The sequence below is a fragment of the Marinobacterium rhizophilum genome (genome assembly GCF_024397915.1).
GTDB lineage: Bacteria > Pseudomonadota > Gammaproteobacteria > Pseudomonadales > Balneatricaceae > Marinobacterium_A > Marinobacterium_A rhizophilum_A.
Genome location: NZ_CP073347.1, coordinates 3,659,360 through 3,675,655, shown reverse-complemented (window position 1 = coordinate 3,675,655; position 16,296 = coordinate 3,659,360). Strand labels below are relative to the sequence as shown.

The following is a 16,296-nucleotide window of genomic DNA, read 5'->3' as shown; positions in this document are numbered from 1 at the left end:
CCCGCGACCGTCTGGCTTCACTGCTGGCGAGTCCCGGGATCAACCGCAGAGCCCGATTGTTGCCGCTATGGATGTAACCCCGATTCTCGACTCGCTCAACGACGCCCAGCGCGAAGCCGTTTCCGCACCGGTGCAGAACCTGCTGGTGCTGGCCGGTGCCGGCTCCGGTAAAACCCGCGTGCTGGTACACCGCATTGCCTGGCTGATTCAGGTCGAGGGCATCTCGCCCTACTCCATCATGGCCGTAACCTTTACCAACAAGGCGGCGCGGGAAATGCGCGGGCGTATCGAGGAGCTGCTGGGACTCAACCCCCACGGCATGTGGGTCGGAACCTTCCACGGCCTGGCACACCGCCTGCTGCGATCCCACTGGCGTGACGCCGGCCTGCCGGACAACTTCCAGATCATGGACAGCGACGACCAGCTGCGGCTGATCAAGCGCCTGGCCAAGGAAATGAACCTGGACGAGCAGCGCTGGCCGGCCCGGCAGTTCCAGTGGTTTATCAACGCCCAGAAAGACGAAGGCCTGCGCGCGCGCCATATCGAGCCCTCCAACGATCCTTTCCAGCGCACCATGCTGAATGTCTATGTGGCCTACGAACAGGCCTGCGAGCGCGGCGGCATGATCGACTTCGGCGAACTGCTGCTGCGCAGCCTTGAGCTGCTGCGCGACCGCTCCCCGGCCCTGCTCAAGCACTACCAGGAGCGCTTCCGTTACCTGCTGGTGGACGAGTTCCAGGACACCAACGCCATCCAGTACGCCTGGCTGCGCCTGCTGTGCGGCAGCGAGCGCAAACTGATGGCGGTGGGTGACGATGACCAGTCGATCTATGGCTGGCGTGGTGCGCGCATCGAAAACATCCAGAACCTGCCGGAGCACTTCCCCGGTACCTCCACCATCAAGCTGGAGCAGAACTATCGCTCCACCAACAGCATCCTGCAGGCCGCCAATGCCGTGATCGGCAACAACCAGGGGCGCCTGGGCAAGCAGCTCTGGACGGACGGCAGCGATGGCGAGCCCCTGTCGGTGTACTCGGCCTTCAACGAGCAGGACGAGGCCAGCTTTATCGTCGGCCGCGTGCAGCAGTGGGTGCAGGACGGCAACCTGCGCTCCGAGTCCGCCGTGCTCTATCGCTCCAACGCCCAGTCGCGCATTATCGAGGAAATGCTGATTCGCGCAGGTGTGCCCTATCGCATCTACGGCGGACAGCGCTTCTACGACCGGCTGGAAATAAAGAATGCCCTGGCCTACCTGCGCCTGATGTCCAGCCGGCACAACGACACCGCCATGGAGCGCGTGATCAACGTGCCGACCCGTGGCATCGGCACCCGCACCATCGAGCTGCTGCGCCAGCACGCCCGCGAGCATGAGCTCAGCATGTGGCAGGCCGCCTGTGAAATCATTGAGCAGGGCCTGCTGCCGGCGCGCGCCGGCAATGCCCTGCGGGCCTTTCTCGAACTGATCGACCGCCTGGACAGCGACACCCGGGATACCCAGCTGCACGAACAGACCGAGCACATGATCAAGCACAGCGGCCTGATCCAGCACCATGAAAAGGAAAAGGGCGAAAAGGCCCAGTCTCGCCTCGAGAACCTGGATGAGCTGATCACCGCGGCGCGCCAGTTTGCCGGCAGCTGGCAGGAAGACATCGACACCGAGGAAGCCGAAGCCCGCACACCGCTGGTTGCCTTTCTCGATCAGGCGGCACTGGATGCCGGTGATGCCCAGGCCGATGAACACCAGGACAGCGTGCAGATGATGACGCTGCACTCGGCCAAGGGTCTGGAATTCCCGCTGGTGTTCCTGGCCGGTATGGAAGAAGGCCTGTTTCCCCACAAGATGTCAATTGAGGAGCCGGGCCGGCTCGAAGAAGAGCGCCGCCTGTGCTACGTCGGCATCACCCGCGCCATGAAAAAACTGTACCTGACCTATGCCGAATCGCGCCGGCTGCATGGCCAGGAAAACTTCAACCGCGCCTCGCGCTTTATCCAGGAGGTGCCGCCCGGGCTGATCGAGGAAGTTCGCCTCAATGCCCAGGTGCGCCGGCCGCTGACGGCCCGAGCCCCGAGCGAGCCCCTGTTCCAGGGCAGCGGCTCATCCCTGGCCAATGCCGAGGTGCCCGCCACCAGTATTTCCCTGGGCCAGCGTGTCGGTCATGCCAAGTTCGGCGAAGGCACCGTGATCAATTACGAAGGCTCAGGCCCCAAGGCCCGGGTACAGGTGAACTTTGACGACGAGGGTTCGAAGTGGCTGATGCTCGGCTACGCCAACCTGAGTCCCCTCTAGCGCAGGGCCCGGCCAGCACCTATTCGACAGCCGGCACGGTCTTGCGCAGCCAGAGACTGGTTTCCAGCGCCTCATCCGGCATCGGCAGCCCTGCCACAAAGCTGCCCTGCAACGGCACCGGCATGCGGCTGACCACATAATGGCTGGCCCAGACCGGCTCTGCGGCACCGCTGGTCAATAGCGGCGCCACGCCCTGCTGTTCGTTGTAGCCGCGCCAGCGCCACCGGGCCGGGTAGTCGTCGGGCAGCAGGATGTCATGAAAATGCACCAGCACACCGGTGGCCAGCAACGGCCAGACCCGGTTCAGCAGCCAGTCGACATCCGAGCCTGGCAGCAGCAGGTGGCTGGAATCAATAAACAGCATGTCGCCTGGCTGCAAACGCTGAAACAGCGCCAGATCGGTTTGTTGCACAGGCGTGGGAATCAGCGTCAGGTTCAGCGCCTTGATATCGGCCCGTGGCGCCGGGTCGATGCACAGCAGCTCGGTATCCAGCCCCTCGTCCCGACAGGCCCGGTAAAAGAAGCGGGTGGAATGACCCGATCCCACCTCGATAATAAGGCGCGGGCGCTGCAGCCGCGTCAGGCCATAGGCAATAGCCCCATCCAGACGGGGAAACCAGCTCTGCTGCCAGCGCGGCGAGGGCGGCTGGGTATGATTAAAGCTTTGCAGCTGCACCGCGAAGGCGTCCAGCGCAGCCAGCTGCTGGGCGAACTGCGCTTCATGGCGCGCCAGCAATTGCTCGATCGCACCATAGGACGGTGTCGCCACCGGTAGCTGATCGGCATAGCGGTACGGCAGGAAATACCCCTGGCGGCGCCAGCCGAGCAGTGTCGACAGTGCCATCCTGAGCAGTTTTAAACGTCGCATTGTGTGCCATCTCCATAGCGCAGGCCAAGCCGGGCCCTGTTAGTCCATTAAAGTCCGGCATTGTTCAGCTGACATGGCACAACCGCAAGACCACGCGGGAGGCGATTACTGCGCCGGCAACTGCCGGATATGGCCATGCTGGTCAATCGCTACCTGTACACACTCGGTTTCGGTCACCTTGCGCAGCTCCCGTCCATCCGGGCAGCGACCCCAGACCTCCACGGCGATACGCGCCGAGCTGTTTCCCAGCTCGATAATCCTTGTATAGAAGCTCAGGATGGTGCCCACCAGCACCGGCGACAGAAAATCCATGCCCCCCACCGAGACCGTGGCGATACGCCCCTCGGCAATCTTGGCAGCACGAATTTCTGCTGCCTCCACAGCCCGCGCCACAACCCAGCCGCCGTAGACATCGCCAAACATGTTGGTTGCCTGGTTGCTGGCCGGCAGCTTGAGACTCAGTTCGCCATCGGGCAGCGGGTTCTGTTCATCATTACTGGACATGATCGATCTTCCAACCTGAAATTTTTGAATGCACAGAGTGTAATCTTCGCAAGCGCACAAATCACTACCCCAAAAGGCCCCCCCTGCAGACCGGCGGGCCCTGGGTCATGAAATCCGCCGCCCGGCAGGGCGATGTCACATTAGTGTCACAGAGCAACCCTATAGTGACGTCCAACACAGAACGCTGACACTCAATTTCTATCAGGAGCTAACCATGACACCGATGAAAAAGCTGCTCTCAGCCGTTGCCATCTCGGCAACCTGCCTGACCGCCAACGCCTCCGATCTGCTGGACGCCAACCTGCCGACTTACGAAAAGGCATCGGGCGTCTCCGGTAACCTGTCCAGCGTCGGCTCCGACACCCTGGCCAACCTGATGACCCTCTGGGCTGAAGAGTTCAAGCGCCTGTACCCCAACGTCAACATCCAGATTCAGGCCGCCGGCTCTTCTACTGCGCCCCCCGCACTGACCGAAGGCACGTCCAACATCGGCCCCATGTCCCGCATGATGAAGGACAAGGAACTGGAAGCCTTCGAACAGAAATACGGCTACAAGCCAACGCCTGTTGCTGTCGCCATCGACGCCCTGGCCGTGTTCGCTCACAAGGACAACCCCATCGCTGGCATGACCATCGATCAGGTTGACGCCGTGTTCTCGTCCACTCGCAAGTGCGGTGCCGCCGATGACGTTTCCAGCTGGGGCCAGCTGGGCATGGAAGGCGCTCTGGCAGACAAGAGCATCCAGCTGTTCGGTCGCAACTCGGTTTCCGGCACCTACGGCTACTTCAAGGAAAAGGCGCTGTGCAAGGGCGACTTCCGCAACAACGTTAACGAACAGCCGGGCTCTGCATCTGTTGTCCAGTCTGTCTCCACTTCACTGAACGGCCTGGGCTACTCCGGTATCGGTTACAAGACCGCTTCCGTACGCGCTCTGCCGCTGGCCAAGAAAGCCGGTGATGAATTCGTAGACGCCACTCCGGAAAACGCCGTAACCGGCAAGTACCCGCTGGCCCGTTCACTGTACGTTTACATCAACAAGAAGCCGGGCGCCGACCTGCAGCCGCTGGAGCGCGAGTTCCTCAAGTTGGTCATGTCCAAGGCCGGTCAGGAAGTGGTCGTGAAAGACGGCTACATCCCGCTGCCCGCCAAGGTTGTCGAGAAGCAGATGGCCGCTCTGGGCCTGTAATGCTTGCACCTTCCCCCGCTTCGGCCTGACGCCGGCGGGGAAAGATGCCAAGCATGTGACATGCAGGGATACTGGCAACGGTATCCCTGCATTTTATTGTCTGCGGCCTGTAACAAAAGCGTCATATAACTGCATTATTGTAGCCGCCGTAAATTCAAGACTTCCGGGGACCGAGTGCCATGAGCAACGAAGCCACAGTTAGCGTACCCGAGCTCGATTTCAATACCCCGTCCGCCAGGCGCAAGCGCAAGATGCGCGCACTGAAGGACAGGGCTGCGACCTTGGGCATCGGTATCGGCGGCATCAGTGTCATCGTCGCCATTCTGCTGATCTTTTTCTATCTGCTGTATGAAGTAATGCCACTGTTCCGTTCCGCTGCCGTTGAGCCCTGGCAGCAGAACGGCCAGGCAGTCAGCCCCTACCCGGTTCCGGGTCAGGGCGATACGCTGTATCTGGCCATGGAAGAACAGGCCGAAATCGGTCTGCGCCTGACCAGGGACGCCGAAGCGATCTTCTTCGATACCCGCAGCGGCGATATTGTGCGCCAGGAAACGCTGAGCCTGCCTGAAGGCGTGACCATCAGCAGCTTCGCGCTCATCTCCGATGCCCGTCGCCTGTTCGCCCTGGGCCTGAGCAACGGCAGCGCCCTGGTGCTGCGTCACGACTACAAGGCCTCCTACCCCGATGGCGTGCGCGTGCTGTCACCGGAGCTCGCGTACCCGCTGGGTAGCGACCCCATTGCCGTAGGAAACAGCCCGCTGGAGCTGCTCAGCGTCAATGGTGATGGCGAAAGCTGGCGCCTGGTCGGCGGCAATACTCAGAACCTGTTCCAGACCGATGTCGAACTGACCGAAAACTTCCTCACCGGCGAAGTGGAAACCAACATCGAAACCAGCAGCCTGGCCCAGCCAAACGTCAAGGCCACCAAGCTGCTACTGATGCCGGACCGTCGCTGGCTGCTGATCGCCGCCCAGGGCGGCAAGCTGGCCGTAGCCGACCTGCAGGCCCCGAATGACGCCAGTATCACCCAGATCATCAATGCCACCACCGGCGACATCAAGGCATTCGAACTTCTGCTCGGTGGCAACTCGCTGATGCTGGCCGACGCCAGGGGCCGGGTGTCCCAGTGGTTCCTGGTGCGTGACGAACAGGGCGACTGGCAGCTGACCCCGATTCGCAGCTTCGAGACCGGGGGTGAAGCCCTGTCCGGTTTTACCACCGAGCACCGCCGCAAGGGTTTCGCCACCCTGGACGACACAGGCACCCTGAAACTGTTCAACACCACCGCCGAGCGCAACGTGCTGAGCGAGAAGCTGCTTGATGGCCCCGCCGACCAGATCGCCTATGCGCCGCGCTCCAACGCCATGCTGCTTGAGCGCAACGGCAACCTGAGCTTCTGGGCCATTCACAACGAGCACCCGGACATTTCCTGGAGCGCGCTCTGGAACAAGGTCTGGTACGAAGGCTATGAGGAACCGGCCTACGTATGGCAGTCCTCGGCCGCCAACAATGATTTCGAGCCCAAATACAGCCTGATGCCGCTGGCATTCGGCACCCTCAAGGCCGCCTTTTATGCCATGCTGCTGGCCACTCCGCTGGCGATCTGCGGTGCCATCTACACCGCCTACTTCATGGCACCGGGCCTGCGCCGCAAGGTGAAGCCCGTCATCGAGCTGATGGAAGCCCTGCCCACGGTCATTCTGGGCTTTCTGGCCGGTCTCTGGCTGGCGCCCTTCATGGAACTCAACCTGGCCGCGGTGTTCCTGATTCTGCTGGTGATCCCGGCCTCTATCCTGGCGTTCGCCTTTGGCTGGGCGCAGCTGCCCAACAGGATTCGCTTCCTGCTGCCCGAAGGCTGGGATGCCGCCCTGCTGATTCCGGTCGTCATACTGGCTACGTGGTTCAGCTTTGCACTGGCCGGTCCGGTGGAAAACCTGCTGTTCAACGGCGACATGCGGCTGTGGGTCAGCCAGACCCTGGGCATCAGCTACGATCAGCGCAATGCCCTGGTGGTGGGTATCGCCATGGGCTTCGCCGTGATTCCGACCATCTTCTCGATCACCGAGGATGCCATCTTCGCCGTGCCGAAAAGCCTCAGCTACGGCTCCCTGGCACTGGGTGCAACCCCCTGGCAGACCCTGGTACGGGTGGTCATGCCGACCGCCAGCCCCGGTATCTTCTCGGCGGTGATGATCGGCATGGGGCGCGCGGTGGGTGAAACCATGATCGTGCTGATGGCCACCGGCAACACCCCCATCATGGATGTAAACATCTTTGAGGGCATGCGTACCCTGGCCGCCAATATCGCGGTGGAAATGCCGGAGTCCGAAGTCGGCAGCACCCACTTCCGCATCCTGTTCCTGGCCGCCTTCGTGCTGTTCATGTTCACCTTCGTGGTGAATACCCTGGCCGAGAGCATACGCCAGCATCTGCGCCAGAAATATGGCTCTCTGTAATCGGGTGACTGAGGATTAATGTGATGAGAATTTCCGTTTCCGACTGGACCCGCTCCGGCTCCCCCTGGGTCTGGCTCAATGCCGGCGCCGTGGCCATCTGTATCATCATGGTACTGGGCCTGCTGGCCCTGATCGCCGTACGCGGCCTGGGTCACTTCTGGCCCGCCGACGTGCTCAGCGCGACTTACGATCAGAACGGCCAGCGCTCCGTGCTGGTGGGCGAACTGGTGGAGTCCGAGTTTGTACCCGCCGCCCAGCTGCGCGATTCCGGGGTGGATGTTCCCGCCGGGCTCGAACACATGAAGCGTGACCTGTTCAAGGTCGGCAACCGCGATGTCACCGGCACCGACTTTGTCTGGGCGCTGGACGACCATGTCACCGAACGCAGCTACCCGGTGACGATGTTCGTCGCCGAACGGCATGAATGGGGCAACCTCTACGGCTACCTGCAGGCCATCAAACAGGATGGCGAGCTGGTTGCACAGCATGACGGCGTTGCACCGGGCCCCGAGTACGACGCACTGTGGCAGGATTTCCAGCGCCGCATTGTTCGCGCCAAGGAACTACACGACCAGATCGAGGATATTCAGAAAGGCGTTATCGGCTCCATCAACTACGAGCTGGAGCGCCTGCGCCTGAAGCAGCGCGCGCTGGAGCTGAAAAACAGCACCGACGTGCAGGCCTTCGCCGAGATCGAAGACCGTCGCAGCGAACTGGACGCCCAGTATGAGGTACTGCAGGTCGAACTGCTGGAACTGAGCAACGCGCTGAACCGGGACAGCTTCGTCGCCGTGGTGGCTGACGGACGCACGGTTGAAGTACAGCTGTCCAAGGTCGTGCGCGCCTTCCTGCCCAACAGCATGCACCTGGGTGACAAGATCCTGCATTACATGGCCAAGATCTGGGAGTTCATCGCCGACGACCCCCGTGAGGCCAATACCGAAGGCGGCATCTTCCCGGCCATCTACGGCACCGTCATGATGGTGCTGCTGATGTCCGTGATGGTAACGCCCTTCGGTGTGATTGCCGCCGTCTACCTGCGCGAATATGCACGCCAGGGTTTCACCACCCGCGTGCTGCGCATTGCGGTGAACAACCTCGCCGGTGTCCCCTCCATTGTTTACGGTGTCTTCGGGCTGGGCTTTTTCGTCTACTTCCTGGGGGGGAATATCGATGACCTGTTCTTCCCCGAAGCCAAGCCGTCACCGACCTTTGGTACCGGCGGCCTGATGTGGGCGTCCCTGACCCTGGCACTGCTCACGGTACCGGTGGTCATTGTGGCGACCGAGGAAGGCCTTAGCCGTATTCCCCGTGCCGTGCGCGAAGGCTCCCTGGCGCTGGGCGCCACCAAGGCCGAAACCCTGTGGAAGGTGGTACTGCCCATGGCAAGCCCCGCCATCATGACCGGTGTTATCCTGGCCATTGCCCGGGCCGCCGGTGAGGTGGCACCACTGATGCTGGTGGGTGTGGTCAAGCTGGCGCCGAGCCTGCCGCTGGACATGAACTACCCGTACCTGCATCTTGATCAGAAATTCATGCACCTGGGCTTCCACATCTATGATGTGGGTTTCCAGAGTCCGAACGTGGAAGCGGCCCGTCCGCTGGTTTATGCCACAGCGCTGCTGCTGGTGGTGGTGATCGCCCTGCTGAACTTCTCGGCCATCGCGATCCGCAACCATCTGCGCGAGAAATACAAAGCGCTTGAAATGTAACGCTGGCCTGACGTGCTGACTTAACAAAGGTTTGAGACATGACTAGCAATATGAAATCCCATGCAATCGACATTTCCTCGCTCAAGCGCGATCCCCGTGTACTGAACATGGACGACGAGGAAATCACCCTGCGGGTCAATGATCTGCGCCTGAGCTACGGCGACAAGGAAGCGCTGCACGGCATCAACATGCAGATTCCGAAGAACCGGGTCACGGCCTTTATCGGCCCCTCCGGCTGCGGCAAGTCGACCTTGCTGCGCTGCTTCAACCGCATGAACGACCTGGTGGACGGCTGCCGCATCAACGGCGAGATCCTGCTGGACGACAACAACATCTACGGTCGCGGGGTGGACGTCGCCGAACTGCGTCGCCGTGTTGGCATGGTGTTCCAGAAGCCCAACCCCTTCCCCAAGTCCATCTACGAAAACGTGGCCTACGGCCTGCGCATTCAGGGCCTGAAGAAGAAACGCCTGATCGATGATACCGTCGAATGGGCACTGCGCTCCGCCGCCCTCTGGGATGAGGTCAAGGATCGCCTGCACGAGAGCGCCCTGGGCATGTCCGGCGGTCAGCAGCAGCGCCTGGTTATCGCCCGTACCATCGCCGTAAAGCCGGAAGTTCTGCTGCTGGATGAACCGGCATCGGCCCTGGACCCGATCTCGACCCTGAAAATCGAAGAGCTGATCCACGCCCTCAAAAAGGATTTCACCATCGCCATCGTAACCCACAACATGCAGCAGGCAGCCCGGGTTTCGGACTACACCGCCTTCATGTACATGGGTGACCTGATCGAGTTCGGTGTCACGGATACCCTCTTTACCAACCCGGTACAGAAGCAGACCGAAGACTACATCACCGGCCGCTACGGCTGATGCTGTTGCCCCTGCAACGATGCGATAACCCGAACAACCGCTACGGAGACAGACACCGTGGAATATGAAAAAGACGGCTACAGCACGCACATTTCCCAGCAGTTCAACCAGGATCTCGAACAGATCCGTACCGAACTGCTTACCATGGGCGGCCTGGTGGAGCGCCAGGTGCAGGACAGCATCGAAGCCCTGCTGAACGGCGACAGCGATCTGGCCGAGCGCTCACTGCGCGGCGACAAGCAGACCAACGACATGGAGCTGATGATCGACGAGCACTGCACCCGCATCATCGCCCGCCGTCAGCCCGCTGCCAGCGACCTGCGCATGATCATGTCGATCTCCCGCGCCGTGGTAGACCTGGAGCGCATCGGCGACGAAGCGACCCGCATCTCGCGCCAGGCCATGGAGCTGGTCAAGGGCGGCGAGTCGCCCCGCGGCTACCAGGAAATTCGCCATATCGGCAGCCTGGTGCGCATCATGGTACGTGATGTCCTCACCGCCTTCGCCCGCAGCGATATCAACCTGGCATACCAGGTCGCCAAGCAGGACAAGGCCGTGGACCAGGAATACCGCTCCGCCATGCGCTCACTGGCCACTTACATGATGGAAGACCCGCGCTCGATCAGCAGCGTCCTGAATGTGATCTGGGTACTGCGTTCGCTCGAGCGTATCGGCGATCACGTCTGCAACCTGGCCGAGCACCTGGTGTACCTGGTCAGCGGCACGGACGTGCGTCACCAGAGCCTGCAGGAAATGCACCGTACCGTGCGTGAAGAAACCGATTCCCAGGACGAAGACGACGACGCCTGAGTCGATAGCGCTGCGGCGGCGCGTACGCCGCGGCAGCGCAGCTCAGCAGTAGTCGGCGAACGGGGGGAAGCGGGCGATCAGGCCCTCGCGGCCCAGCGCCCGCAGGTGCTCGATATTGCGTTCGGGGATGGCATCGGGATCGGGATAGTGTGCCAGTACCCGGCTCATCTGGCCTTCACGCAGCAGGTGAAACATCGGGTAGGGCGAGCGGTTGGTCCAGTGACTGATATCGTCCGGTGGTACACCGCCAAAGCGATAGTTCGGGTGAAAGCTGGCCAGCTGGAACACGCCCTCCAGGCCCGCGTCGGTGATCAGTTCCTCGCACTGCGCCAGCGCATCCAGGTAGTCGTAAAAATCTCCCAGTGCTGCGGGCACGATCAGCAGGGTCGTGGCGATATCGTCTTCCGGCGTCTGCTGGATCAGTGCCAGTTCCGCCAGAAAGTCCCGGGCCACCCCTGCGCCATCCTGCGCCTGGGACACCGCAAAGCGGATCTGGTCGCGCTTGAGCACAGAGGCGGCAAAGGGGCACAGGTTCTCGCCCACCACCATGACTTCAACCCAGCGCCGGGTCAGCCGGCACACCTGCTCGATATCAAACTCTGTCGTCTTTTCGTTCATCGCGCGATGCTACCACAGCCCGGCGCAAACAGTGCATAGCTCACACGGCTTGAGCCCTGCCGCCCGAGTGCTAAGATAGGCCCCTTTCCTGGCCCGGACCCCTGCCGTGACACCTGCTCAAGCCCTGACCCGCAACCAATTCCCGACCCGCTGGCGCGCCTTCAGGCGACCATCCCGGCAGGCGGCGCCACAGCCCTGGCGGCACTGGCTGCAGGACAAAGGCAGCCTGACACAACGGCTGATAAAGGCCAGCCATGGCCAGTTCGGCGTGCGACTGCTGCGCCTGCGCTATGCACGGCCTACCCGCTCCGAAGCCCGCACCCTGGGCCTGCCACCCAGGCGCCTGGCCCTGATCCGCGAAGTGGAGCTACTGGGCCAGGGGGAGCCCTGGGTCTATGCCCGTTCTGTCTTTCCCGTCGGTACGCTGTCCGGCCCGCAACGCCAGCTCAAGGGCGTGGGCAGCCGTTCCCTGGGGTCCCTGCTGTTCAGCGACCCGACGATGCAGCGCGAACCGCTGCAGATCGGTCAGCTGCGCCTGCCTGGCACTGCGCCACTCTGGGCCCGCCGGTCGGTGTTTCGGCTGGCCGGCAAGCCCCTGCTGGTCTGTGAAGTTTTTTTGCCGCCGCTTCAGCACGTAGAATACCCCCTGTACCGGGGCAACAACGGATAATCGCCCATGCACCAACAAACCGCATATCACTGCCTGCGCGACCGCCTGGACGCCTATGTCCAGCTATCCCGGGTCAACAAGCCCATTGGCATCTACCTGCTGCTGTGGCCAACCTTCTGGGCCCTTTGGATAGCCGCAGACGGCGTGCCGCCACTGGATATCCTGCTGATCTTCAGCGCCGGCGTGTTCCTGACCCGCGCCGCCGGCTGCGTGATCAATGACTTCGCCGATCGCAAGGTTGATGGCCATGTCAAACGCACCGCCGCCCGCCCACTACCCTCCGGTCGGGTCAGCAACCGGGAGGCTCTGTACCTGTTCGCCGTGCTCATGCTGCTGGCCTTCATGCTGGTGCTGTACACCAACACCACCACGGTGCTGATGTCTTTCGGCGGCCTGCTGCTGGCCTGTTGCTACCCCTTCATGAAACGCTACACGCACTTGCCCCAGCTGGTGCTCGGTGCCGCCTTTTCCTGGGCCATTCCCATGGCCTTTACGGCGCTGGAGGCCGACCTGGTGCCCAATGCCTGGCTGCTGTTCCTGGCCAACGTGCTCTGGACCGTGGCCTATGACACTTACTACGCCATGGTGGACCGGGATGACGACCTCAAGATAGGCGTCAAGTCCACCGCCATACTGTTCGGCGATGCCGACCGCCTGATCATTGGCCTGCTGCAGGCACTGTCATTGCTGTGCCTGTGCCTGGTGGGCAGAAACCTGGGCCTGGGCGGCTGGTACTTTGCAGGCCTGGCCGCCGCCGCCGGTTTCTTTGTCTATCAGGCATGGCTGGCCCGCGAGCGGATGCGCGACGCCTGCTTTCGCGCCTTCCTCAACAATCACTATGCCGGGCTGGTGATCTTTCTGGGCCTTGCCGCCGACTACCTTTTGGGCACTGGCGCCTGATCGGCGCTTTTTGCCCCGAAAAACCGACGGATTAGCGCGGATTACAGCCACCGTCACATCTCTGTCATAATTTGCGTTTGTAATGTTGTCGTCTTAATTGCTACGTAAAAGAGGCAGGACCCATGTCTGCAGCAAAACGTGTACTGATTGTCGACGACGAAGCGCCGATCCGCGAGATGATCGCGGTGGCGCTGGAAATGGCCGGCTACGAGTGCCTGGAAGCTGATAACGCCCGCGATGCCCACGAGCTGGTCGTGGACAGCCCACCGGATCTGGTGTTGCTGGACTGGATGATGCCCGGCATGACCGGCATCGAGTTTGCTCGCAGGCTGCGCAAGGATGCACTCACGGCAGAAATCCCCATCATCATGCTCACCGCCAAGGGCGAGGAAGACAGCAAGGTGAAGGGACTGGAGTCCGGCGTGGATGACTACATCACCAAACCCTTCTCGCCCCGCGAGCTGGTCGCACGACTGAAAACCGTCTTGCGCCGCACGACCCCCAAGGGTGTCGAGGAGCCGGTCAGCGTCGACGGCCTGATGCTGGACCCGATCTCGCACCGCGTTACCTCCGACGACAAGCCGGTGGAGCTGGGGCCCACGGAGTTCCGCCTGCTGCAGTTCTTCATGACTCACCAGGATCGCGCCTATTCCCGCAGCCAGCTGCTGGACATGGTCTGGGGCGGCAATGTCTACGTCGAGGAGCGCACCGTCGATGTCCATATCCGGCGCCTGAGAAAGGCCCTGGGCGAGCGCCACGACTACCTGGTGCAAACCGTGCGCGGCACCGGTTACCGCTTCTCTTCCCAGGTGGCATAATGCGCTCTCTGACAACGGGACCCCGACGACTATGCAGAATACCCAGCACGCAATGTTCGTCAGCCTCTGCCTGAGTGCGCTGGCCGGAGCCGCCGCCGGCCTGCTGTTCGGACTTCCCGCCTGGGGCGCCGTGCTGGGCCTGCTGGGCTGGGGGTATTACCAGATTCGCCAGTTTCATAAACTGCAAGCCTGGTTGCAGGCCAATGATGACAGCGCCCCCCCCGAGGCCGACGGTCACTGGGGCGAGCTGCTGGATGAACTCGCACGCACGCAAAAAACAGACCGCAGCCGCGAACAGAGTCTGCAGGCCATCATCCGCCGTTTTCAGCAATCCTCCGCCGCCCTGCAGGACGCCATCGTTATTGTCGATCGCAATAACAACCTGGAATGGTGGAACCGCTCGGCGGACAAGCTGCTGGGGCTCAGGGCAGTCTCGGACCGTGGCAAACCGGTGATGAACCTGCTACGTGATCCGCGCTTTATCCGCTACTTCCGCAAGGGCCAGTATAGCGAACCGCTGGAGCTGCCAAGCCCGGTCAACAGCGACCTGCACCTGCAGTACCAGATCACCGTCTTCGGCGAAGGTGACCGCCTGCTGGTCGCCCGTGATATCACCCGCCTGGTACGCCTGGAACAGACCCGACAGGACTTTGTCGCCAATGCGTCCCACGAGCTGCGCACCCCCCTGACGGTCATTCGCGGCTACGTTGAAACCTTCCTGGACCAGGACCTGCCGCGCCCGCTGGCCCGGGCCATGGGGCAAATGCAGGCTCAGGCCCGGCGCATGGAAAGCCTGGTCAATGACCTTCTGTTACTGTCCCGGCTGGAGTCCAGCAACCATATAGCCGATGAACACCAGATCCAGCTGCGCCCCATGCTGGAGCAGATCCACCAGGACGCCAGGGCACTGACCCAGACCCAGGAAAAGAACCAGGTTATCAACCTGCAGCTGGACAGCGATCTTGATCTGGCGGGCCAGGAACTGGAACTGCACAGCGCCTTTTCCAACCTGGTGTTCAATGCCGTGCGCTACACGCCGGCACAGGGGAAAATAACGCTGCGCTGGTGGACCGACACCCATGGCGGCCACTTCTCGGTCACGGACGACGGCATCGGCATCGACTCCATCCATATTCCGCGCCTGACCGAACGTTTTTACCGCGTCGATGAGAGCCGCTCATCATCCAGCGGTGGCACAGGCCTTGGCCTGGCCATCGTCAAGCACGTGCTGGTGCGACACGGCGCCCGTCTCAGCATCGATAGTCAGCCCGGCCAGGGCAGCACTTTCAGCTGCCACTTCCCGCCAGAAATGCTGATCGGCACCAGCGGCACTCGCCCGGCCGAAGCCGCCGACGCACAATGCCATCAAGCGCGGCTCGATTAACGCAGGCGCAGCTCGGGTGCAGCACCGTCCACCAAGGGCGCGTGCTCCTCGACCCAGTACAGGGTCGCTCCCACCACGGCCGCGGGCATCAGTATCAGGTTCAGCACCGGCAGCATCATGCCCAGCTGAATCAGGCCGCCAAAGCCAACCGACGTCAGGCGCTTTTCCTTGAGCAACAGCTTCATCTCGCCAAAGCTCACCTTGTTGTTGTCCATCGGATAGTCACAATACTGGATCGACATCATCCAGGCACCGAACAGGAACCACAGCAGCGGCGATATCAGACCCAGCACCGGCACAAAGGTCAGTACCAGCAGCAACAGCACCCGTGGCAGGTAGTAGGCGATCTTGGCCAGCTCCCGTGCCAGGGTGCGCGGCACCAGCGCCAGCACGCCCCGCCAGCCCTCATCAGCGGTGCGTACACCGCGCAGGTTGTTCTCGACCTTCTCGGCCAGCAGGCCGTTAAAGGGTGCCGCAATCAGGTTGGCCACCAGGGTAAAGCTGTAATAGACCACTACCAGTACCACCAGCGCGAGCAGCGGCCACAGCAGATAACGCAGGAACGACAACCATTCCCAGTCCGGCAGCAGCTGGGTAAGCAGGTAGTCGACCCAGCCGTCAAACTGACTCATCAGCAGCCAGATGGCACCGCTGAACAGCAGCACATTCACCAGCAGCGGAATCAGTACGAAGTTGCGGATGGAGGGGTGAGGCAACATTTGCAGGCCGCGCAGCAGATAACCTGCGCCCCTAACGGGATTTCCTTTCATGACAGACCCTGGATTTTCACACTTTTAGACATGGCGGGAGCCGGCTCCCGCACCCGCTCAGGTTGAATCAGCTGATATAAAACAGGTAGGCCTTCAGCACCACCGCCACGATCATCATCAGCAGCGCAATGCGGTTGATGCGGTTTTCGCTGGCATTAAAGGCAATGCTTGGCTGCCAGAACATCAGCAGCGAGCGGTAATCCCGGGTGCGCAGACCGTAAAGCCCCAGCGACACCAGAAACAGGATGACGCCTCCCCAGAACAGCAGTTGTTCCAAAATTCCCAAATACACCATACTCTTGCTACCTGATAGCGGTTACGGGGTTGCAGGCCTGTCAGCCTGTCGGGCTTACTGCGGCCAAGTCCGACAGGCTGACCAGCAGCCTCCAGAGAGACCAAGCCTAACAAATTCAAACCTCAAGAGCTGCAGTTGCCGGCTAG

General features: G+C 61.8%; 15 protein-coding genes. 10 read left to right on the top strand and 5 right to left on the bottom strand.

The window, feature by feature from the left end:
- The first annotated feature begins 67 nt into the window (after positions 1-67).
- The gene (uvrD, locus tag KDW95_RS16485; RefSeq protein ID WP_255852911.1) at positions 68-2,287 is read left to right on the top strand and encodes a DNA helicase II; all 2,220 of its coding nucleotides are present in this window, start codon (positions 68-70) and stop codon (positions 2,285-2,287) included.
- A gap of 19 nt (positions 2,288-2,306) precedes the next feature.
- Here uvrD and KDW95_RS16480 read toward each other — a convergent pair whose 3' ends face one another.
- Both KDW95_RS16480 and KDW95_RS16475 read right to left on the bottom strand, forming a co-directional pair.
- Positions 2,307-3,155 (bottom strand): class I SAM-dependent methyltransferase, encoded by an 849-nt coding sequence (locus KDW95_RS16480; RefSeq protein ID WP_255852910.1) that lies wholly within the window; start codon positions 3,153-3,155, stop codon positions 2,307-2,309.
- A gap of 105 nt (positions 3,156-3,260) precedes the next feature.
- The gene (locus KDW95_RS16475; RefSeq protein ID WP_255852909.1) at positions 3,261-3,659 is read right to left on the bottom strand and encodes an acyl-CoA thioesterase; all 399 of its coding nucleotides are present in this window, start codon (positions 3,657-3,659) and stop codon (positions 3,261-3,263) included.
- A 214-nt stretch (positions 3,660-3,873) separates the two neighbouring features.
- On the opposite strand from KDW95_RS16475, the gene KDW95_RS16470 reads away from it, so the two are divergent.
- The 5 genes from KDW95_RS16470 (at position 3,874) to phoU (ending at position 10,695) form a co-directional block, all read left to right on the top strand.
- Entirely contained in the window at positions 3,874-4,845 is a 972-nt protein-coding gene (locus tag KDW95_RS16470) for a PstS family phosphate ABC transporter substrate-binding protein (RefSeq protein ID WP_255852908.1), read from the top strand.
- Between the two features lie 179 nt (positions 4,846-5,024).
- Positions 5,025-7,301 (top strand): ABC transporter permease subunit, encoded by a 2,277-nt coding sequence (locus tag KDW95_RS16465; protein ID WP_255852907.1) that lies wholly within the window; start codon positions 5,025-5,027, stop codon positions 7,299-7,301.
- A 23-nt stretch (positions 7,302-7,324) separates the two neighbouring features.
- On the top strand, positions 7,325-9,013 hold the full coding sequence (gene pstA / locus KDW95_RS16460; protein WP_255852906.1) for a phosphate ABC transporter permease PstA: 1,689 nt from the start codon (positions 7,325-7,327) through the stop codon (positions 9,011-9,013).
- 38 nt (positions 9,014-9,051) lie between these two features.
- On the top strand, positions 9,052-9,885 hold the full coding sequence (gene pstB / locus KDW95_RS16455; protein ID WP_304941558.1) for a phosphate ABC transporter ATP-binding protein PstB: 834 nt from the start codon (positions 9,052-9,054) through the stop codon (positions 9,883-9,885).
- Between the two features lie 57 nt (positions 9,886-9,942).
- Positions 9,943-10,695 carry a phosphate signaling complex protein PhoU gene (gene phoU, locus KDW95_RS16450; RefSeq protein WP_255852905.1) on the top strand — a complete coding sequence of 251 codons (753 nt, stop codon included), beginning with the start codon at positions 9,943-9,945 and terminating at the stop codon, positions 10,693-10,695.
- Between the two features lie 42 nt (positions 10,696-10,737).
- Here phoU and KDW95_RS16445 read toward each other — a convergent pair whose 3' ends face one another.
- Positions 10,738-11,313, bottom strand: a complete 576-nt coding sequence (locus KDW95_RS16445; RefSeq protein WP_255852904.1) for a DUF1415 domain-containing protein — start codon at positions 11,311-11,313, stop codon at positions 10,738-10,740.
- A gap of 106 nt (positions 11,314-11,419) precedes the next feature.
- Here KDW95_RS16445 and KDW95_RS16440 point away from each other — a divergent pair, with 106 nt between their 5' ends.
- The 4 genes from KDW95_RS16440 to phoR all read left to right on the top strand — a co-directional run bounded on the left by KDW95_RS16440 (position 11,420) and on the right by phoR (position 15,085).
- Positions 11,420-11,983, top strand: a complete 564-nt coding sequence (locus KDW95_RS16440; RefSeq protein ID WP_255852903.1) for a chorismate--pyruvate lyase family protein — start codon at positions 11,420-11,422, stop codon at positions 11,981-11,983.
- Positions 11,984-11,989: 6 nt separating this feature from the next.
- A complete protein-coding gene (gene ubiA, locus KDW95_RS16435; RefSeq protein ID WP_255852902.1) occupies positions 11,990-12,883 on the top strand; it encodes a 4-hydroxybenzoate octaprenyltransferase in 894 nt (297 codons plus the stop codon).
- A 122-nt stretch (positions 12,884-13,005) separates the two neighbouring features.
- Positions 13,006-13,701, top strand: a complete 696-nt coding sequence (gene phoB / locus KDW95_RS16430; protein WP_255852901.1) for a phosphate regulon transcriptional regulator PhoB — start codon at positions 13,006-13,008, stop codon at positions 13,699-13,701.
- Positions 13,702-13,732: 31 nt separating this feature from the next.
- Complete coding sequence (gene phoR / locus KDW95_RS16425; RefSeq protein ID WP_255852900.1) at positions 13,733-15,085, top strand: phosphate regulon sensor histidine kinase PhoR; 1,353 nt, start codon at positions 13,733-13,735, stop codon at positions 15,083-15,085.
- Here phoR and cysZ read toward each other — a convergent pair.
- Together cysZ and KDW95_RS16415 are read right to left on the bottom strand one after the other, a co-directional pair.
- Positions 15,082-15,855, bottom strand: a complete 774-nt coding sequence (gene cysZ / locus KDW95_RS16420) for a sulfate transporter CysZ (RefSeq protein ID WP_255852899.1) — start codon at positions 15,853-15,855, stop codon at positions 15,082-15,084. The two genes, phoR and cysZ, sit on opposite strands and share 4 nt — an antisense overlap.
- A gap of 67 nt (positions 15,856-15,922) precedes the next feature.
- Positions 15,923-16,150 carry a hypothetical protein gene (locus KDW95_RS16415; RefSeq protein ID WP_255852898.1) on the bottom strand — a complete coding sequence of 76 codons (228 nt, stop codon included), beginning with the start codon at positions 16,148-16,150 and terminating at the stop codon, positions 15,923-15,925.
- Positions 16,151-16,296: the final 146 nt, after the last annotated feature.